Below are 20491 nucleotides of genomic sequence, written 5' to 3'. Positions count from 1 at the left end.
GAAAACTGCAATATGAAAATAACGGAAACTAGCTTAAAAGGCTGTTTTGTAATACAACCGAGACTGTTTGAAGACGAAAGAGGAATATTCTTTGAATCCTATCAGCAGGAAAAATTTGAAGAAGTCTTGGATGAGCCAATCCATTTTGTTCAGGATAATATTTCGGTGTCCAAAAAGGGAGTGATTAGGGGGCTTCACCTTCAGACAGGAGTTCATGCGCAAGCCAAGTTGGTGCAGGTAGTTCATGGAGAGGTTTTGGATGTAGTGGTAGATTTGAGGAAAGATAGCCTAACTTTCGGGAAACATTTCAAGCTTAAATTATCAAGTAAAAATAGAACTTCAATTTTTGTACCAAAAGGTATGGCGCATGGTTTTATAACCTTGAGTGAAGAAGCTACATTTATGTATAAGTGCGATGCGTTTTATAATTCAGCATCCGAACGTGGTATAATCTATAATGATGCAGATTTAGAGATTGATTGGCAATGTCCGGTGGATGTGCCCATCATTTCCGAAAAAGATAAACTACTTCCCACTTTTAAAGAATTTTTTAAATGAAATCCGTACTCGTTACCGGAGCCAGTGGGCAGTTGGGGCAGAGCATCAAAAAGATAGCTTCTGGCTATCCCCAACTAGATTTTACATTCTTTAATTCGACGGATTTAGATATTACAAATACAAAAGCTGTAGAAGAAAAGTTTTCAAATAGAGCGTTTGATTACTGTATTAATTGTGCTGCCTATACTAATGTAGAAAACTCGGAAAAAGAGCCTGAGAGGGCATTCAAAGTCAATTCTGAAGGTGTTAAGAATTTAGCGACAGTTTGTAAAGAACAGCGGACGGTCTTGATACATATTTCAACAGACTATGTTTTTGATGGAGAGAAGGGGGCTCCTTACTTAGTTACCGATGCAACTAATCCGATAAATGTGTATGGAGCATCTAAACTAGAAGGAGAACAACATGTTCAAAATCTAATGAGCGCTTATTTCATTATAAGAACTTCTTGGCTTTATTCGGAATATGGAAAAAATTTTTATAAAACCATTTTACAAAAGGCAAGGGAAGGTGCAGATCTTAGTGTAACAGATAATCAGATTGGTTGTCCAACACACGCTGGAAATTTGGCTAAATATGTGTTGGATTTAATTGCGGGTGAAAGTATGCACTATGGAATCCACCACTTTACCGATGAGAAAAGTCTAAGTTGGTACGGTTTTGCAGAGGAAATATTACGTGAAAACAATCTGTTCGGAAAGGTACAATTAGAGAAAACGAAGAATTATCGTACTTTTGCTAGAAGGCCAAAATATAGTGTCCTAAAAAAATAACCGAATTAACTTTCCAATATGTCTACCGATACGTTTTTTGCCCATGAAACAGCCGTTGTTGATGAAGGCTGCAACATAGGCCTAGGTACTAAAATATGGCATTTTTCACATATTATGTCCGATTGTAAAATTGGAGAAAAATGCAATATTGGTCAAAATGTAGTAGTCTCACCAGGAGTAGTTTTGGGCAATAACGTAAAGGTTCAGAATAACGTTTCTATATACACTGGCGTTATTTGCGAAGATGATGTTTTTCTTGGTCCTTCCATGGTATTTACCAATATTATAAACCCTAGAAGTGCCATTGTTCGTCGCGATAATTATCAAAAGACACTTGTTAAGCAAGGGGCATCAATTGGTGCAAATGCTACTATAGTTTGTGGTAATCCACTAGGAAAATATTGCTTGATCGGCGCAGGAGCTGTGGTGACCAAAGAAGTGCCGGATTACGCACTAATTGTTGGCAATCCTGGTAAACAAATAGGATGGGTTAGCGAATACGGACATCGTTTGGAGTTTAACGATGGAAATAGTGCTACTTGCCCAGAAAGTAATCAAGTATATAAATTGGAGGACCAAAAGGTTGTCCGCATGAAATAAAAACCATTTACTATTTATGAAGATTGATTTTGCCAACCTTACTCAGGCGTATCAAGAGCATAGTTCTGAATTTGAAAAAGCCGTTTTGGATGTGATGTCCTCTGCCCGTTACATTTTGGGAAAAGAAACGGATGAGCTTGAGGCATCTTTACAGGGTTATGTACAAACGGATTATGCTTTAGGGGTATCATCGGGAACGGATGCTTTATTGCTGGCAATGATGGCTTTAGGTATTCGCGGTGGCGATGAGATAATTACTACCCCTTTCACGTTTATTGCTACTGCAGAAACAATTGCTTGCTTGGGTGCAAAACCGGTTTTTGTAGACATTGACGAAGAAACGTTCAATATAGATGCATCCCTTATTGAAAATGCAATAACTGAGAAGACAAAGGCTATTATGCCCGTTTCGCTATATGGGCAAATGGCTAATTTGGATGAAATCAATAAGATTGCTTCTAAACATAATTTAGCTGTAATAGAAGATGCTGCGCAGAGTTTTGGAGCTCTATATAAAGGAAAGCGAAGCTGTTCTGCCACAACTATTGGTTGTACCAGTTTTTTTCCCGCTAAACCATTGGGGTGTTTTGGAGATGGAGGAGCGGTATTTACAAAAGACCAGGAGCTTTATGACAAGATGAAAGCAATGCGCGTTCATGGCCAGGTAAAACGTTATACACACAAGTACATTGGTATGGGTGGCCGATTAGATAATCTTCAAGCAGCTATTCTTAATATAAAACTAAGGCACTACGAAAAGGATATTGAGCGAAGACAAAATGTGGCTGAAAAATATACAGAACAATTAAGTTCCCATGTATCCACTCCTAACATAAAAGAAGACAGAACTTCGGTTTGGGCACAATATACAATTAGAATTAAAAATAGGGAACAGCTTCAAGCACGTTTAAAAGAAGCAGGTATTCCTACGGCAGTTCATTATCCTATACCTATGCACCTACAGGAGTGTTTTAGCTATTTAGGACACAAGAAAGGAGATTTCCCCATTAGTGAAGCTTGTTCGGCAGAGGTAATGAGCCTTCCTATGAACCCATATTTGAGCAACGACGAAATAGAATATATAACTTCAAATTTGATAAAAAATTTATAGATGAAAAACTTTGCATTAATTGGCGCAGCAGGCTATATAGCACCCCGGCATATGAAGGCCATTAAGGATACGGGAAACAACTTACTAACCGCTTTTGATAAAGGCGATAGTGTGGGTGTGATTGATTCTTATTTTCCAGATGCGGATTTTTTCGTCGAGTTTGAACGTTTTGATCGTCACATAGAAAAACTCAAATACGAGAAAAATACCTATTTGGATTTTGTAAGTATCTGTTCTCCAAATTATTTGCATGATGCCCATATTAGATTTGCGTTGCGCAGTGGTGCGGATGCCATTTGCGAAAAACCATTGGTACTTAACCCTTGGAACGTAGATAAGCTGCAGCATGTTGAGGAAAAAACGGGCAAAAAGATTTATAATATTTTGCAGTTAAGGGTACACCCAAGTATTATTGCCCTGAGAGAGAAAGTGAAAAATGCTAAGAAGGACACAAAATTTGAAGTAGACCTTACTTATCTCACCTCTAGGGGGCATTGGTACCATACTTCATGGAAAGGAGATAAAACAAAGTCTGGAGGAATTGCTACTAATATTGGTGTGCATTTCTACGATATGTTGTCTTGGATTTTTGGTGATGTACAAGAAAATATAGTTCACGTCCACGAAGACGATCGTGCAGCGGGCTACTTAGAGTTCGAGAATGCAAGAGTTAGATGGTTTCTTTCAATAAGTTCGCAATATTTGCCACAAAATATTAGAGATAAAGGACAGACCACCTTTAGGTCTATAACAATTGACGGTGAAGAGTTGGAATTTAGTGGAGGTTTTAAAGATTTGCATACGATGGTTTATAAAGATATTCTGGACGGTAAAGGTTATGGAGTTGATGCGGCAAGAACAGCGATTCAAATCGTCCATGATATTCGAAACTCAAAGCCGGTTGGATTAAAGGGAGAGTATCATAGCTTTTTAAAGTCTTGATTTTTAGATTTTTTTGATAACAAATCAAATGGAATATTTATATCCTCAGTTCTTCTAGTTGTATTAAATACCACTAGAAGAATAATAGGCCTTTAAATTGTGTACATTTTTTAGAAAAATTTGTAGAGTTTAGCTTGTTGAAACTTATCCAGAAGGTTATATTTTACAATATAAAAACAAACCTTAATACTCGGATTAACGCTAATTTTATTTCACGAATTATTGGCCGTAATTTTAAAGGAATATTAAATAATCGCATATCAGTTTATTTTATAACATCTGGTCAAAATTCTCGAAATCTGAATTTTCGAGAAACGTATCTTCCCAAATATTGGGTACAGGTTTAGCACAGGCTTTGCCATTTTTAGCGACGCCACTTTTGACACGTTTGTTTTCGGAAGAAGATTTTGCGCTGTATACCTCTTTTTTTGCTACAGCCAGTATTTTTGCTGTAGGAGTAGGAGGCAAGTATCACCTAGCTATTGTTCTTCCAAAAGAAGAAGTAAAAGCGAAAAAGGTATTTATTCTAAGCGTATACATTACTATTTCATATTCAGTTCTCCTGGCCGTATTACTTCCTTTGTTTCATAGTTTTTTCCCGGACAACCTTACTGTCGTGCTATATTATGTTCCGCTTTATGTTCTGTTTTTTGGTTTATGGAGTTCTTATATCAATGTGTCCATTCGGCATAAAACATTTACATCTAATGCCTACGCCAAAGTTTTACAAGCAATTGGTTATATTCTAAGTGCAGTAGCAATTGGTTTTTCTCAAATTCTAGTCTATGGCTTGGTAATTGCTAAAATATTGGGTACCGTAGTCTCTTGGCTATTTTTATCAAAAAAGTCATCAATACGTTTTAAATTATTTTCATTTAGAAGTTTAGTACCTGTTGCAAAAGAATATATTGACTATCCTAAATTTGGTATTTGGCCATCTTTTTTGAATACCATTTCTTTACAAGCCCTTGTTTTGGTTCTTACGAAGTTTTATTCTACAGATGACTTAGGTTATTTCGGATTAACGTTCATGGTTCTAAGCGCTCCTTTGGGCTTAATAGGTACTTCCTATAAAGATGTTTTCTATCAAAAGATAACAGCTTTGATGAACGAAAAAAAGTATATCCAAGGTTTGGTTTTTTTTAAAAAATCTGCGTTAGCATTATTTATCATGGCGTTACCTATATGTGGTATCTTGTATTTTCTTGGAGAACCTATTTTCGCCTTTGTGTTTGGTGAAAGATGGATTAGATCAGGAGAGTTCGCTTCTATTTTGGCTTTTAGTTTTTTAGTTAAGCTAGTGGTCAGTCCATTGTCTTCTATATTTAATGCTACCAATACCCTACGTACTGCTTCACAATGGCAGGTTTTATATTTTATAACCACCTTTGCAACATTGTTATATGGTGTATACATCGCAAAATTAGAGGTAACTTCGCTTCTAGTTGTTTATGTAATTAATGAAATAATATTATATGGTATTTACTTTTGGTGGCAACATCGTACCATTGCTAAATTTGTAAAATTGTAAAATGCTTTTGTGCACAATTTTTGAACAACTCAATACGTGTTAGAAAAAATAAAAAATGAGGGGTATTATTATGGAGCATTATTATATGCTTTTCTTATTCCCTTTCACCAGAAACTAGCCACTCTTGTATTAATTGCATGGGCCATACTATCAATATTTAGCTTTAAAAAATCTGATACACATAAGAATTGGTGTTGGGCAGTCTTACCCATTTTCTACCTACTATACTTTATAGGATGTTTTACTGCAGAGACACCTTACTTTGGTTTCCTGGAGACAAAGCTCTCTTTCTTGATTTTTCCTCTACTATTTTTTTTACATAGTTATACAGCTCCTCAACGAATGAATATGCTGAAGGTTTTTATCTTTGGACTATTGGGTGCGGGTTTACTTTGTTTTATATTTTCATGTTATCGGTCAATTGAGATTCAGGAGGGTTCGCTTTACTTTAGGGCAAATGTTTTAGGAGGAAAAGGTTTTATTGAAGCCATATTGTACGGAGGAAATTATTTTTTCGGAAATTATTTTTCTATTTTTCACCAAACAGTTTATTATGCTTTATATCTCTGTTCAGGCATAGCAATACTACTTTTTTATCCAAAATTGTTTAGTGAAAAATCAAGAAGGTGTATACTTCTAATTTTTACTTTGTTTATCTTTTTAATTTCGAATAAGGCGAGTTTTATAGCATTGGGAATGCTTTTTATTTTTCGTTTAACTATAATGAAAATCAGTTCTTCAAAAAAAATGATTGGTCTTATTGTTATTTTTGGAATGATGGCGGTATTTGTTCTTATGAACCCGAGGACGAAAGAAGCAGTTAAAAAAGTAACAGCGGGTGAATTGAAGATAAATAAAAATGCTAGATATGGTTTTACAACGCGAATATTAACTTGGGATGCTGCATGGTCTCTCATCAAAGAAAAACCTATCTTGGGTTATGGTGCTGGCGAAACTCAATTAAAATTGAATGGAGTATATAAAGAAAAAGAATATCAACACCCACTCAAAGAAACTTATAATGCACATAATCTTTGGTTACAAACCTGGCTTGAAAATGGAATTTTAAGCCTTTTATTACTTGTGGGAATTTTTGCTCTTTTGTTTCAAAAGAGCATTAAAAACAAAGAATATCAAAGCTTCTTTTTGGCACTAGTTCTTCTGGTAATAATAAACACCTTTTTTGAAAGTATGTTCAATCGATTTTCGGGTGTTTCTTTTTTTTCCTTCCTAGTCTGTTTTATTTTATCAATATCGAGAGGTGAGATAGCTAAGAAATGAAACTAAAACTTAAAATATATCATTATTTTATTCTTTACTTTCTCTTGTTGATGGGCTTGTACCATTACAAGGTAAAATTTTATCCATATTGGAATCTTATCGCTTTTAACCAAGGTTCCTCTTTTGAACTATCCCTTGGACGAGTTTTCTTTGCAACCTGTATTTTTGCATTGAATCTCTACCTTCTTTTTAAGGTAGACACGAACAAATTTATTTTTACCGTAATTTCTATATTCTTTTTATTGTTGACCGTTCCTTCATTAATTGCTTTTACATCTGGCAATATGTACCCGGTAAAGCTAATGATCTATCATCAAGGATTTAGTTTTATGCTCATTGTATTTTCGAAAATCAAAATTAATTTTAGTGGGTTTCCAGTGCTGAACAAGAAGCAGAGCCTCTATCTGTTCTTCATAGTAATTAGCATTGGAATTCTACCTTATTTAGCTATATATGGCCCCTACTTAAACCTCAAAAACTTGTTGCTGATTGATGTTTACAAAACAAGAAGAACAATAGGGGCCCTTTCAAACCCATATTTTGGTTATACTTATTCGCTGTTTACAAAAATTGTAATTCCCTTATTCTTGATTTTCTCCTTAGAACTTAAAAATAAAATCATGACGGGCTTTGCTATACTTTATCTTTTGCTCTTTTATCTTTTTGGGGCTCACAAAACGGTATATGTCGGGTTGATTGTTGTTTTTGTGTTTTATGGGTTAAGCTATTACTCTGCAATATTTAAAATTCTAAAATGGTCTAATATCTTAATTGTTTTTTCTATATGTTTAGCGGCTATAGGGTTTGACCTGTTGTGGATTTATTCTTTTCGAAGGGTTCATTTTATTCCCACCCTCCTAGATATTTGTTATCTTGATTTTTTTGACGAAAATCACCTTTATTGGTCAAATTCGGTATTGAAAACTTTTATTGATTACCGGTATGACGTTACCCATGCACATCTCATTGGTGAAGCATATTTTAATAGTCCAAATATGGATGCAAATAATGGTTTGATTTCCGATGGATTTATGAACTGGGGTACTTGGGGAGTACTTATAAATTGTTTTATTGTTTCTTTTTATTTTATGGTATTGAACAGTTTACGGATACCTGCAAAATATTTTGGTCTTTATTTACTGATTATTTTCTCTTTCATTAGTTCCTCTACACCGACTGTTATGCTAACTCATGGCGGGTTAGCTCTACTTATAATTTCAATATTTATTCTTAACGAAAGTAAAAGTGCCAAATTACATTAAACTTTTTGGACTTTTTAAGGAGTAGGTGTTATTTGATACTTAGATATAAATTAAACAAAACAGAATGATTCATAAATTAAAGGTAAGTTCAAAATTAGCATTAATAGCATTAAGCATTTTGTTGTTATCATCTTGTTCTGATGTATTAACAAAAAATCAAATAAAGCCTATTATATGGGGTTGCAACCCAGTTTCAACCAAACAGAAATTACAAAATTTTTCAAGTGGAAAAATAGAACCCCACCCATTGGACTTAGGAAGGTATTTGTTTTATTCGATACATATGTTCGCCAAAACAAAGGATCCGTTTTTTTCGGACCTGAGTAACCGATATCTAAGCTTGATTAATAAGTTATATAAGAATCCTGAGTATTTCAATAACGGTAGTTTTAAGTACAATTTCCCACACGGTTCAATAAAACCAGGATGGTGGTCGGGAATGGCAAACTCTGCTTTAGTTGCGGGGCTTACGTATGCGGATCATGTACTGGAAACGGATAATCAACAAATAATAAATGAGTTAATCAAAAACTTGTCTACAAGTTATAAATTGGGCGGTAGCTTAAGAGATGAAGATGGTGAGAGCTGGATACTTGAATATGCCTGGAGTGGGATGGAGGAAGAATCTATAAAGTCTGTTTTTAATGGATTTGCGTTTTCTTTGGTTTGTCTAGAAACTGCAAACCAAATTTCTAACAACAAGATACTTGATAACTTAGTTAAAAACGGTGTTAAAGCTTTGAAAGAGCAAACTAACAGGTTTTACTATGAGAATATAAAGTGGACTAAATATGACTTAGTACCCACTATAGAGTCTCCGCATTACGCCATATTCGATATTATGTTATTAGAGTCTTTAGGAGAATTATTGTCTAGTGAAGATGAATGGTTAGCTAAGGACATTGATAAAAGAAGGGAAATATTAAAAAACGGATATAAACTTGAACTATGTTCTGAAAAAATAGCTGGATATTCAGTATTATTCAGCTTAATCGGTCCTCCCCATCCTTATTGGATAGATATTTACCCTATTGAGTTAGAGTTGTTATTTTCTAACGGAGAGAGGAGAATAGTAAAATCACACCCTCCTAAAGATCTAAAAATACATATCGCCGATAGAGGTTTTGTGAAAGTTAATTTGACAAAGGAGGATTATAAAACTTTAATAAGTGTAAAAGTCAACGCCGTTTATTCCGGAGAGGAACAGGAAATCGCTACCTATAAAAAATCGGAACTTACTTTAATAAAAAAATCAGAATTATTACCCCTAACTATTGAAACAAAGAGTTTAATAGTCGGTTTTGATGGAACTCAAAAAGAAGGGTACATACAGATTGAACCAGAAAATAAATTCGATTACGAAAATGAAAATTATAGAAATAATATTGCTCAAATAATTTTTCCTTTTAAAGAGTCACAAAATTTTAAAGAAAACGAAAATATAGTATTAAAGGTTGAAAATAACATGGATATTTCACCCCACATGTTTTTTTTATACACAGAGAGTGGCAAAGTTTTTCAACGATATTACTTACCTATAAAAAAGGGTAAAAATTTAATAGTTCTTAATACCACAGGGTTTAAAGGTAGTAATAATGCTGAGAAAATCACCAAAATGGTTTGGAGAATATTCACAAGTAAAATGGCTGAGGGTGGCTCATTAAAATTTCATAACATCTTGAAAACAAAAAATAATTATCAACTTATGAAAAGTTTAAAAAACGATGACTTTGTTTTTGAAGAAAAGAAAAATAAAGGAAATATATACTAGTAGTAGAAACAGCTATTATGTCTAGCTTCCCGACATATTTTAATAGATAATTTTTGGATAGAAAGGTTTTTCGATAATTATAAACGTAAGTGAGCTTGCTATATTAAGCTGGACAATAGTTTAAGGGAATTGTTGTTACGTAATTTTCCTTTGATTATGTCAAGACGAAAAGAATTACAGCGTAGAATTTAAGAAAAAGGGTTGAGATGCTGTTATTAATATTCTATGACTAATTTATGGTTAAAATGAGCTGCGATAAATCTTTTGTGAAATTTTAATCAAGAGTATTACTCCCAGTGTCAACATTATTAAAATGCACTATAGATATGGCTAATTGTTTGTTCCTTCAATAATTTATATATGTTTGTAAATATGGACTTCACGCATTATTTCAATATGCGTTCCGAATGACTATAGATAAAATAACATTTTAAAAATGCTTCAATAGATTAAGTAATGTATAGTTTTAGTTTAAATTTTTAGAAGGAACATCGAGTTTCAAACCTAATTTGAATATCAACATTGAATTTATGAAGATCTGTCATTTAACATCGGTCCATACTAGGTATGATATAAGAATATTTAAAAAGGAATGTTCCTCAGCGGCTAAAGCGGGCTTTGATATTTCTTTAATAGTCGCAGACGGCCAATCGGACGAGACGATAAATGGTGTCAAAATTTACGGTGTTCCAAAAGCTGGTTCTAGGCTGAAACGCTTTGTTGGCACGGGAAAAGTTGTTTATGAAAAAGCATTGCAATTAAACGCTCAAATATACCATTTTCATGACCCAGAGTTATTTCCTTACGGAATTAAACTTAGAAAAAAGGGGAAGAAAGTAATTTTCGATTCGCATGAAGATTTACCAAGGGCTTTGCTAAGCAAACCTTATTTGTCGCGCTTTGCAGCAAGGATTATTTCTGCTGTTATGGAAAAATATGAAAATTATTGTTGTCGTAAATATGATGCGTTAGTCACTGCTACCCCTTTTATTAATGAAAGGTTTAAAAAGATTAACACGAACAGTGTTAACGTTAACAATTTTCCTTTTTTAGATGAATTTAATCAAGAGGGATTAATTGAAAAAAAATCTAGTAATAAGGTATGTTATGTTGGGGGGGTTACCAAAATAAGAGGGCTTCATTTTGTTATTATGGCACTGGACCAATCGAGAGCAATATTGCATTTAGCGGGGGGGATTGCTTCCAGTAGCTATCAACAAGAGTTGCAATCTGAAAATGGTTGGGAAAAAGTGAAGTATCACGGGAACGTGTCTCGTGAAAAAGTCAAAGAAATTTTAGGGGATAGTGTGGCAGGCATAGTAACATTTTTACCTGTCCCTAATCATATTAACGCACAACCAAATAAACTTTTTGAGTATATGTCAGCAGGTATTCCGGTTATTGCATCCAATTATCCCTTATGGAAAGGTATTGTTGAGAAATATAAATGTGGAATTTGTGTAGATCCGGAAAGCAGCAATGAAATTGCCAATGCAATAGAATATATTGTTAAAAATCCAAATGAGGCAAAACGTATGGGTGTTAACGGAAGAAATGCAATAGAGCAAGTTTTTAATTGGGAGCAGGAAGAGAAAAAGCTAATTGATCTTTACTGGAGACTCTCTTAATTTCAATGGACATTACGCCCTGTTATGTTCAAGGGCACCAAAAACAATTAAGCAAAATAGAGTTATTATCTTTGAATAATAGTTTTTAATAAATATTTCAATATGAAAATAATTACCATCGTAGGCGCTAGGCCTCAATTTGTAAAGGCTGCAGTTGTAAGCAGGGCAGTGGAAGAACATAATAAAAATTCCGATCAAAAATTAACCGAAATAATCGTTCACACAGGACAACATTTTGATGAGAATATGAGTTCAGTTTTTTTTGACCAAATGAACATTCCGAAGCCTCATTATAATTTAGAAATTAATAGTCTTTCGCATGGAGCCATGACTGGTAAGATGTTGGAGAAGATTGAGGAGGTATTGTTAAAGGAAAAACCAGACTGGGTTTTGGTATATGGCGACACGAACTCTACCATTGCAGGAGCATTGGCAGCAAAAAAATTACATATTAAAGTTGCCCATGTTGAAGCGGGATTACGTTCCTTCAACATGCGAATGCCTGAAGAAATCAATAGAATATTAACCGATAGAATCAGTGATGTTCTTTTTTGCCCAACTGATACAGCAATTGAGAATCTAGAGAAGGAAGGATATGCTAATATAGACATTGAACAAATAAAGTGTGGTGATGTGATGTACGATGCAGCACTTTATTATACCAATCGAGCAGTTAAATCAGATGTAGTAGACAGTAACAATAATTTCGTCTTGTCTACCATACATCGCCAAGAGAATACTGATGATGAGGTAAAATTGAAGGTTATTTTTGAAGCTTTGGGAGAAATCGCACAGAAACAAAAAGTAATTCTACCTTTACACCCTAGAACTATCAAAAAGTTGGAGGAATTTAAAATTTCTCTGAACAAGAATATTCAAATTTTGGAACCGGTAGGTTATTTTGAGATGATATGGCTTTTAAAACACAGTACTTGTGTTATTACTGATAGTGGAGGTTTGCAGAAAGAGGCGTTTTTCTTTAAAAAACCTTGTATTACCGTTCGAGATGAGACCGAATGGGTAGAATTAATCAGAAATGGGGTCAATTTTTTAACTGGTCCTAGCAAAGAGCGAATTTTGGCAGCATTTAATGATTTAAAAAACATGAATATAAATTTCGATATTAATCTCTATGGAAAGGGTAATACAGGGGAAATTATTGTAAAAGAACTAGTTGGATATACTGTATAATGAGAATTCTTTTTTTAACAGATAATTTCATACCAGAAACTAATGCGCCAGCACATAGAACCTATGAACATTGCCGAGAGTGGGTTAAGCAAGGAGAAGAGGTAACAGTTATTACCTGTTTTCCTAATTTTCCTTATGGTAAAGTATACAAAGGATATAAAAATAAGCTGTATCAGGTTGAATGGATTGAAGGTATTAAGGTAATTCGTGTTTGGTCTTTTATGGCTGAAAACAAGGGTTTCTTTAAACGGATTATAGATTTCTTAAGCTATATGATTTCTTCTTTTATGGTTGGATTGTTTGTCAAAACGGACTTAATTATCGCTACTTCTCCTCAATTTTTTACTGCAGTTTCTGGAAGGTGGCTTTCATTTTGGAAGAGAAAGAAATGGGTTATGGAAGTAAGAGATTTGTGGCCTGAATCGGTGAAAGTTGTAGGGGCTATGAAAGATAATCCTGCAATTCGGTTTTTTGAGTATCTAGAGCACAAGCTTTATAAAAGTGCTTGGAAGATTGTCCCAGTAACAGAGTTCATTGGCAATGAAATAACTAGAAAACACAATGTGGCCAAAAACAAGGTGCTTGTGATTCGAAATGGAGTAGATTTGAGCTTGTTTCAGCCTTTACCGAAAGATGAAGACTTAGTAGCTGAATTAGGATTGCAAAATAAATTTATCATTGGGTACATTGGCACCCACGGTATGGCTCATGGACTTGATTTTATACTTAAAACAGCTTTAAAAATAGAAAATGGTAAAGTACATTTTCTATTCGTGGGGTCAGGTGCGGCTAAAGAAGATTTATTAGAATTGGATAAAAGTCTACAATTAACAAATACTACATTTTTGCCACCTGTATCTAAATCTGAGGTTAAGCGTTATATTTCCATTCTTAACATGGGATTGGTCAATCTTATTGATTCACCCGTTTTCTTAGGAGCATTACCTTCGAAGATGAACGAATTGGCGGCAATGAAAATTCCAATACTTCTTGGCGTAAGAGGTGAGGCTGAAGATTTCGTAAAAAATAATAATTTAGGATTATGTTATATTCCCGAAAATGAAAGTAGTCTTATAAGTGCAATAAATAGGGCACTTACCGCTGGAGAAACAATTGATGTCGATTTGCATAAAGTTGCTTCCCAAATTAATAGAGGCTCTTTGGCGAAAAAGATGCTGAATTTTTTAAGGGATTAATCCTGTTATATAAAAATGGTAAATAGATTTATACGAAATGATTTTGTCTTTAAATACACTTAGGTAATCATGTTATAGCACCCTATTTGATAATTTGTTATAACTCCGCATGGTTAAGCTAATTCCACCTTTGAAGTAAATTTATATGCTTAAGTTTACCATAAAATCCTGAACTTTGTTTTTTTTAGAAACCGCCATATCATTATTTATAGGAGCCTTTCTTCTAACGTATTTAACCATTCCTAAAATTATAAAGGTGGTTGAGCATAAGCGTTTGATGGATGACCCAAATCAAAGGAGTTCTCACTCTTCAAAAACACCAACTCTAGGAGGGGTTTCCTTTTTTTATGTTCTCATACTTGCTCTTTTTTTTATAAAAGACAGGGATTTGTATGACGAAGCAATGCACATGATTCCAGCCTTAACAATACTTTTCATAATAGGCCTGAAAGATGACCTAGTCGTAATTTCACCTGGTGCAAAACTTCTGGCACAAGCCTTTGCAATAATATTTATACTTACGAATCCCAGTTTTACCATACACTCCCTCAACGGCTTTTTGAATATTAATGAAATACCCTATTACCTATATCTCATAATTGCTGGTTTTATGATGATTACAATCATTAACTCCTACAATCTAATTGATGGAATAGATGGGTTGGCCTCGGTAGTGGGTATTGTAATTATGGTACTTTATACCACTATTTTCTATCTAACTGGTGAATATTTCTTTGCGTTGATAAGTATTACTATGAACGCAAGTCTCATGGCGTTTTTAGGATTTAACCTATCTTCTGATAAAAAGATTTTCATGGGAGACACGGGTTCTTTAATTGTTGGGTTAATTATAAGTATACTTACTCTTAAATTTCTTGCATTAAGGCCAACGTCATATACAGAACTTCCGTTTCTTCTGGAGAACGCCCCTTTAATTGCCATAAGTATTTTGATAGTCCCACTTTTCGATACCGCGAGAGTGTTTGCTATACGGATTGCAAATAAAAAAGGTCCTTTTTCCCCCGATCGAAATCATACCCATCATGTGCTAATTGATTATTGGGGCCTTACACACAAACAGGCTAGTTTTATTATAGGCTGCTTCAACTTACTGTTTGTTATGTTGTTTATTGTACTGGGTAGTACTGCCAAAAATTTAGGTATGGTAATTATGTTGGTTTCCGTAGTTATTATTTTAGGTTATGTGTTCTTCAAGTATAATTATAGTTTTGCTACGTTGAAGCAAAAAATACTACTTAAGAGGAAGGTGGATAAAATAAAATCTAGAGTTGAAGAATCTAACCTTACCAAGAAGAAAAAAGATAAACAGCAAACAGAAGATGTTGAAGGAAAGGTTAAAGAATAAATTTATCCCACTCTAATTCATTTGATAAAAGGGCAATATAAAATCCTTTGTACTTTTTACTACGATATTCCCCTTCAAAACGTATTTTTGCGCAAACCTTAGAACATGAATATTCTTATTTTAGGTGCTGGCGGTCGCGAGCACACTTTAGCCTGGAAACTAAAACAAAGCCCCAAACTAAATAATCTTTATGTAGCCCCCGGAAATGCGGGTACTGCCGAAATCGCCAAAAACATACCGGTTGGTGTAAACGATTTTGAGGGAATCAAAAAGGCTGTTCTGGCGAATAACGTGAATATTGTTGTAGTTGGCCCAGAAGACCCATTGGTAAACGGAGTTCATGATTACTTTCTTAACGATTCGGAATTAAAGAACATTCCAGTAATTGGACCGCAAAAAGCAGGAGCAGAACTGGAAGGCAGTAAAGAATTTGCTAAAGAGTTTATGATTAGGCACAACATTCCTACAGCAGCCTATGAAAGTTTTACTGCCGAGACACTTCAAGAAGGTTTCAAATTTCTTGAAACTTTACAGCCACCATATGTATTAAAAGCAGACGGACTAGCAGCTGGTAAAGGAGTTGTTATCCTTGAAGATATAGTTGATGCCAAAGAAGAGCTGAAAACCATGTTGGTAGACGCTAAATTCGGTAATGCCAGTGCTACTGTGGTTATAGAAGAGTTTCTAGCCGGTATAGAGCTCAGTGTTTTTGTTCTTACAGATGGTAGTGGTTATAAGGTTTTGCCAACTGCCAAAGACTACAAACGTATTGGAGAAGGTGACGCTGGACTCAATACAGGCGGTATGGGTGCTATTTCACCTGTTCCTTTTGCAGACGAGGCCTTTATGAACAAGATACACCAACGAATAGTTAAACCAACGGTAGAAGGCCTTAAAAAGGATAATTTGCCATATAAAGGTTTTATATTCATTGGCCTTATAAAGGTCGGTGACGAACCTAAGGTTATTGAATACAATGTGCGTATGGGCGATCCAGAGACGGAAGTGGTCATACCTAGAATAAAAAATGATTTAGTAGATGTTTTGGAAGCGGTGGCTAATGGAACTTTAGACGCTATAGATTTAGAACTAGACCCAAGAACGGCATCTACGGTAATGCTAGTTTCTGGTGGTTACCCTGAGGCATACGAAAAGGGCAAAGAAATTACTGGGTTTGATTCTGTTAAAGACTCATTGGTATTTCACGCGGGCACTAGTCTAAAAGAAGGTAAGGTAGTTACTAGTGGAGGTAGGGTAATGGCAATTACTTCCTACGGAGATACTTTCAAAGAGGCATTGGTTACATCTTATGAAAATATCGAGAAAATCAAATTTGAAGATATGAACTATAGAAAAGATATTGGATTCGACCTTTAATAGAGCGAATCCAATATCTTTAAATAGAAATTATCAAGAAACCTAAATAGGTTTAAAGGTAAGAGTGAGAAGAGATAGATTTATCCTCTTCGTCATTATCGTTGTACTTTTTGAGTTGTAGCATCCAATAAACGAAAGCTGCACTACAGATAATCGCAAGAATCCAGTTAATAATATTGGCTCCCCACCAGCTATGCATAAAACGCAACTGGTCTAATGGCCAAAACAAATGGTTTACGAACAAATCCGCTATTCCTTCAAAAAATGATTTCATGTTAGCTATATTTACACTTGCAAAAATATAAAAAGCTTAGGAACTTTCTAAATTTTAATGTTGATGATTTAGTAAGCACAATCAAAACTTAGTTTTCGTTTTTGAAAAGAAAAAATACGGTCCATAAAATTTAGATAGATTTTCAAATGATTTCAATCATTTTTGGCAAAACAAAGCCAATTAATTACATAATAGTTCTTTCATTTCTGTTCGTTTTCTATTGGTTCGCCCATTTTTCATTGTTCGAAAGAATCTATTCCCTAAGTCAGATATTTTGGAAATTCTTTATTCTATCTGTTCTTTTTTTCAGTGTATTTGTTATCAATTTTATCGTAAAACGGAATAAAGTTACCGGGGCAAACTCGTTTACCATACTTTTTTATGGGTTACTAATGGTTGTTTTTCCTGAAACCTTAATAGATTCCAATGCTATTTTCTGTAGTTTCTTTTTATTGTTGGCAATGAGAAGGTTGATTAGCATTAGATCCTTGAAAAACATTAAATTCAAAATTTTTGATGCTACTATCTGGATTTTGGTATCAAGCCTTTTTTATGACTGGGCGATGTTATTCTTAATTTTAGTAGTAGCGGCAATATATTTCTACGAGCCTAAAAATATAAGAAATTGGTTAGTGCCATTTGCAGCCATTTTCACGGTACTCATGATTGCGGAATGTGTACTGGTTCTTTATGGTGCCCCAGACTTTTTTGTTGAGCATTATAAGTTTGAAGTCTCGCCCAGCATTACTTATTTCTCATATTGGGGACACAGTACCAAATTGATTTTATTTACTCTTACAACTTTAGTTGCAGGTGTTTTAGCATTCGTTAAATTAGGAAAGTCAGGTTTTGGCAGGGTAATAACTATGCAGCTGATAGGCCTGTCTTTCATCCTTGGTCTGGTTCTTAATATACTATTGCTATCTGACAATGTCTATCCCGTAATGGTTATGTTCTTTCCCGCTGCTGTGTTTATGACCAAGTACATAGAGTCGTTGCGCAGAGCAAATATTAAAGAGATTATTCTCATGGCAGCGGTGATTATTCCGTTTTTGGTACTAACGACGAGTATTGCCATCAAATAATTTATGAATAACTTTGCTTCTAAAGCAAGAAAGAGATGTTCAGTAAATTCGCATATACAGTTTTTGAGGAAAGTATCCAGAAATATCACATTAAAGATAATGTCTATCAGCCTTTTGTTAACCCTTATCCTAAGGATGATATTGCACGTTTGCTTTATAGAAAAAATTGGATAGATACGGTGCAGTGGCATTATGAGGACATTATTCGTGATCCTGAAATAGCTCCTGACGATGCTTTGGTACTAAAACGAAAAATTGATGCTAGCAACCAAGACCGTACGGATTTGGTAGAGTTTATTGATAGCTATTTTTTAGAGAAATATAAAGATGTTGAGGTTAAGGCCGATGCCACTATAAATACCGAAAGTCCAGCTTGGGCCATAGATAGACTCTCAATTTTAGCTTTAAAAATCTATCACATGCAAGAAGAGGTTGGTCGTACGGACGCTTCTGTTGAGCATATTGAAAAATGTACTCAAAAATTGAACGTACTGTTAGAACAACGGAAAGACCTTTCCACTGCAATTGACCAATTATTAGCGGATATTGAGGCTGGAGACAAATATATGAAAGTATATAAGCAGATGAAGATGTATAATGATGATGAGTTGAACCCTGTTCTCCGTGGCCAAAAATAAACCAGAACATTTGTTGGTCATACGGCTTTCGGCCATGGGTGATGTCGCTATGACCGTTCCTGTTCTTGTGGCGCTCTCAAAACAATACCCAACCCTGAAAATTACGCTGCTAACGCGTAAATTTTTTAGTCCCATGTTTGCTACGTTACCAAACGTTAGCGTTTATGAAGCAGATGTAAAGGGAAGACATAAAGGGGTTTTTGGCCTTTGGAAACTTTACAAAGAACTTAGAAAACTGAAAATTGATGCAGTTGCCGATCTGCACAATGTGCTGCGCAGCAAAGTCTTAAAAAAATATTTCAGGTATGGTGGCTTTCCGGTTGTACAAATTGATAAAGGGAGGGCAGAAAAAAAAGCGTTGACCTCTAGTAAATCAAAAGTGTTCAAACCATTAAAATCTACGCATCAGAGGTATGTTGATGTTTTTCAGAAGTTAGGTTTCCCTATCGATTTATCACAAAATATGGTATTGGCTAAAGCGGATCTGTCAGATGAAATAATTAAAATCACCGGATCTGATTCTAAAAAGTGGATTGGTATTGCCCCTTTCGCTGCTTTTAAAGGTAAAACCTATCCATTGGAATTAATGGAAGAGGTTATTGCTACACTGAACAAAACCAATGCATATAAAATTTTCCTTTTCGGAGGAGGCCCTATTCAAGAGAAACAGCTGGAAGTTTTTAGTAATCAATTTGAGAACTGTCTTAATATGGTAGGTAGACTATCGTTTGATAAGGAGTTGATACTGATTTCAAATTTAGATGCCATGTTATCCATGGATAGCGGTAATGCACATTTGGGGGCTATGTTCGGTATTCCAGTAATTACAATTTGGGGAGTTACCCATCCGTATGCCGGATTCTTTCCATTTGCTCAAAACATGGATAACGCCCTTTGCGCCGATCGAGAAAAATTTCCCCTTATTCCAACATCTATTTACGGTAATAAAATGCCTGAGAATTACAAGATGGCAATGCACACCATTCAGCCTGAACAAGTGGTACAGAAAATAGAACAGGTTCTTAATGCCGATAAAAATTCGGATTAAACAGTTTCTCTTTTCGGTTCTATAGATTTAAAATACTGACGTAACTGAGACATGAAACGGTATTTACGCGCGCTAGGGGCCGTTTCTACCATTAAAGTTCTAACACCAATATAAGAGCTCATAAGATAAACAGCAACACCTTCACTATCTACATGTCTATCAATATGCCCGTTAAATTTTCCGCGTTGTACAGCAGATACTAAATTTACCTCCCAGATACGCAGAATGTCATTCAGATGCTTCATCACGGTTTCGTTTTTACCATTAAACTCGTTAATGAAATTACTTAATACAAAACCGAAGTCGAATTCATTGTGAACAGCAGTTTCTAAAGCCTCTTCAAAACACTGGGTAATGAGGTCTATAGTATTATCATGACCTTCTATAGGCTCAATAAGTTGACTGTACATTTTACGAACAAGCAGGTTCTCAATGATTTGAATGAAGAAATCTTCTTTAGATTCAAAATGGTAGTAAAAGGCTCCTTTAGATAAGGATAACTCCTTTAAGATGTCATCTACACTTGTATTATAGTATCCGTTTCTATAGAAAAGCTCTAGTCCTGTTACTTGCATTCTTTGCATGGTTGCCATGCGTTTTAAACTCTTGGTCATAATTTTAAGATTTGGGTTAAACAGACCGTTGGGTCTCATACAAAGAACCCTAGCAATGTAATCTATGTTCGGAAATAGGGGTCGTGTGACCAAATTTTTCGTTTAAGTGTCTAAAAGGTTAAATATGAGGTTGTTCAACGAGTGACTCACAAACCACGTGGTCGGTTAATTAGTGTCGATTACCGAGTAAAACGGGATGGCTAATTGTATGAAAATCATGTTTTATGCTTATGTATGACCTAGTA

Annotated in this window: 19 protein-coding genes; 17 read left to right on the top strand and 2 right to left on the bottom strand. The window is 34.8% G+C overall.

Annotated elements, in window-relative coordinates:
* The first annotated feature begins 12 nt into the window (after window positions 1–12).
* The 14 genes from rfbC to purD all read left to right on the top strand — a co-directional run bounded on the left by rfbC (window position 13) and on the right by purD (window position 16587).
* On the top strand, window positions 13–558 hold the full coding sequence (gene rfbC, locus P0077_RS08105; RefSeq protein WP_276168608.1) for a dTDP-4-dehydrorhamnose 3,5-epimerase: 546 nt from the start codon (window positions 13–15) through the stop codon (window positions 556–558).
* Window positions 555–1331 (top strand): dTDP-4-dehydrorhamnose reductase, encoded by a 777-nt coding sequence (gene rfbD / locus P0077_RS08100; protein WP_276168607.1) that lies wholly within the window; start codon window positions 555–557, stop codon window positions 1329–1331. The genes rfbC and rfbD overlap by 4 nt, the downstream gene beginning before the upstream one ends.
* 18 nt (window positions 1332–1349) lie before the next feature.
* Window positions 1350–1931 (top strand): acyltransferase, encoded by a 582-nt coding sequence (locus P0077_RS08095; RefSeq protein WP_276168606.1) that lies wholly within the window; start codon window positions 1350–1352, stop codon window positions 1929–1931.
* Between the two features lie 16 nt (window positions 1932–1947).
* The gene (locus tag P0077_RS08090; RefSeq protein WP_276168605.1) at window positions 1948–3042 is read left to right on the top strand and encodes a DegT/DnrJ/EryC1/StrS family aminotransferase; all 1095 of its coding nucleotides are present in this window, start codon (window positions 1948–1950) and stop codon (window positions 3040–3042) included.
* Window positions 3043–3984 carry a Gfo/Idh/MocA family protein gene (locus P0077_RS08085; protein WP_276168604.1) on the top strand — a complete coding sequence of 314 codons (942 nt, stop codon included), beginning with the start codon at window positions 3043–3045 and terminating at the stop codon, window positions 3982–3984.
* A 259-nt stretch (window positions 3985–4243) separates the two neighbouring features.
* The gene (locus P0077_RS08080; protein ID WP_349293001.1) at window positions 4244–5515 is read left to right on the top strand and encodes an oligosaccharide flippase family protein; all 1272 of its coding nucleotides are present in this window, start codon (window positions 4244–4246) and stop codon (window positions 5513–5515) included.
* Window positions 5516–5551: 36 nt separating this feature from the next.
* Window positions 5552–6796 carry an O-antigen ligase family protein gene (locus tag P0077_RS08075; RefSeq protein WP_276168603.1) on the top strand — a complete coding sequence of 415 codons (1245 nt, stop codon included), beginning with the start codon at window positions 5552–5554 and terminating at the stop codon, window positions 6794–6796.
* A gap of 917 nt (window positions 6797–7713) precedes the next feature.
* The gene (locus P0077_RS08070) at window positions 7714–8058 is read left to right on the top strand and encodes a hypothetical protein (protein ID WP_276168602.1); all 345 of its coding nucleotides are present in this window, start codon (window positions 7714–7716) and stop codon (window positions 8056–8058) included.
* A gap of 64 nt (window positions 8059–8122) precedes the next feature.
* Complete coding sequence (locus tag P0077_RS08065) at window positions 8123–9829, top strand: D-glucuronyl C5-epimerase family protein (protein ID WP_276168601.1); 1707 nt, start codon at window positions 8123–8125, stop codon at window positions 9827–9829.
* Window positions 9830–10359: 530 nt separating this feature from the next.
* Entirely contained in the window at window positions 10360–11457 is a 1098-nt protein-coding gene (locus P0077_RS08060) for a glycosyltransferase family 4 protein (RefSeq protein WP_276168600.1), read from the top strand.
* 102 nt (window positions 11458–11559) lie between these two features.
* The gene (gene wecB, locus P0077_RS08055) at window positions 11560–12648 is read left to right on the top strand and encodes a non-hydrolyzing UDP-N-acetylglucosamine 2-epimerase (RefSeq protein ID WP_276168599.1); all 1089 of its coding nucleotides are present in this window, start codon (window positions 11560–11562) and stop codon (window positions 12646–12648) included.
* Complete coding sequence (locus P0077_RS08050; RefSeq protein WP_276168598.1) at window positions 12648–13844, top strand: glycosyltransferase family 4 protein; 1197 nt, start codon at window positions 12648–12650, stop codon at window positions 13842–13844. Before wecB ends, P0077_RS08050 begins: the two co-directional genes overlap by 1 nt.
* 175 nt (window positions 13845–14019) lie before the next feature.
* The gene (locus tag P0077_RS08045; protein ID WP_276168597.1) at window positions 14020–15210 is read left to right on the top strand and encodes a glycosyltransferase family 4 protein; all 1191 of its coding nucleotides are present in this window, start codon (window positions 14020–14022) and stop codon (window positions 15208–15210) included.
* A 105-nt stretch (window positions 15211–15315) separates the two neighbouring features.
* On the top strand, window positions 15316–16587 hold the full coding sequence (purD, locus tag P0077_RS08040; RefSeq protein WP_276168596.1) for a phosphoribosylamine--glycine ligase: 1272 nt from the start codon (window positions 15316–15318) through the stop codon (window positions 16585–16587).
* A 52-nt stretch (window positions 16588–16639) separates the two neighbouring features.
* On the opposite strand, the gene P0077_RS08035 is transcribed toward purD, so the two are convergent.
* The gene (locus P0077_RS08035; RefSeq protein WP_276168595.1) at window positions 16640–16861 is read right to left on the bottom strand and encodes a DUF6341 family protein; all 222 of its coding nucleotides are present in this window, start codon (window positions 16859–16861) and stop codon (window positions 16640–16642) included.
* Between the two features lie 146 nt (window positions 16862–17007).
* On the opposite strand from P0077_RS08035, the gene P0077_RS08030 reads away from it, so the two are divergent.
* The 3 genes from P0077_RS08030 to P0077_RS08020 are packed head-to-tail and all read left to right on the top strand — an operon-like array spanning window position 17008 to window position 19632.
* Entirely contained in the window at window positions 17008–17946 is a 939-nt protein-coding gene (locus P0077_RS08030) for a hypothetical protein (RefSeq protein ID WP_276168594.1), read from the top strand.
* Between the two features lie 35 nt (window positions 17947–17981).
* Window positions 17982–18584 carry a DUF4254 domain-containing protein gene (locus P0077_RS08025; protein ID WP_276168593.1) on the top strand — a complete coding sequence of 201 codons (603 nt, stop codon included), beginning with the start codon at window positions 17982–17984 and terminating at the stop codon, window positions 18582–18584.
* Complete coding sequence (locus P0077_RS08020; RefSeq protein ID WP_349292981.1) at window positions 18571–19632, top strand: glycosyltransferase family 9 protein; 1062 nt, start codon at window positions 18571–18573, stop codon at window positions 19630–19632. The genes P0077_RS08025 and P0077_RS08020 overlap by 14 nt, the downstream gene beginning before the upstream one ends.
* Here P0077_RS08020 and P0077_RS08015 read toward each other — a convergent pair.
* Window positions 19629–20246 carry a TetR/AcrR family transcriptional regulator gene (locus tag P0077_RS08015; protein ID WP_276168592.1) on the bottom strand — a complete coding sequence of 206 codons (618 nt, stop codon included), beginning with the start codon at window positions 20244–20246 and terminating at the stop codon, window positions 19629–19631. The genes P0077_RS08020 and P0077_RS08015 overlap by 4 nt on opposite strands.
* Between the last annotated feature and the right edge of the window lie 245 nt (window positions 20247–20491).

It is taken from the genome of Zobellia alginiliquefaciens, assembly GCF_029323795.1.
Classification (GTDB): domain Bacteria; phylum Bacteroidota; class Bacteroidia; order Flavobacteriales; family Flavobacteriaceae; genus Zobellia; species Zobellia alginiliquefaciens.
This window is presented reverse-complemented; position numbering and strand designations above follow the sequence as displayed.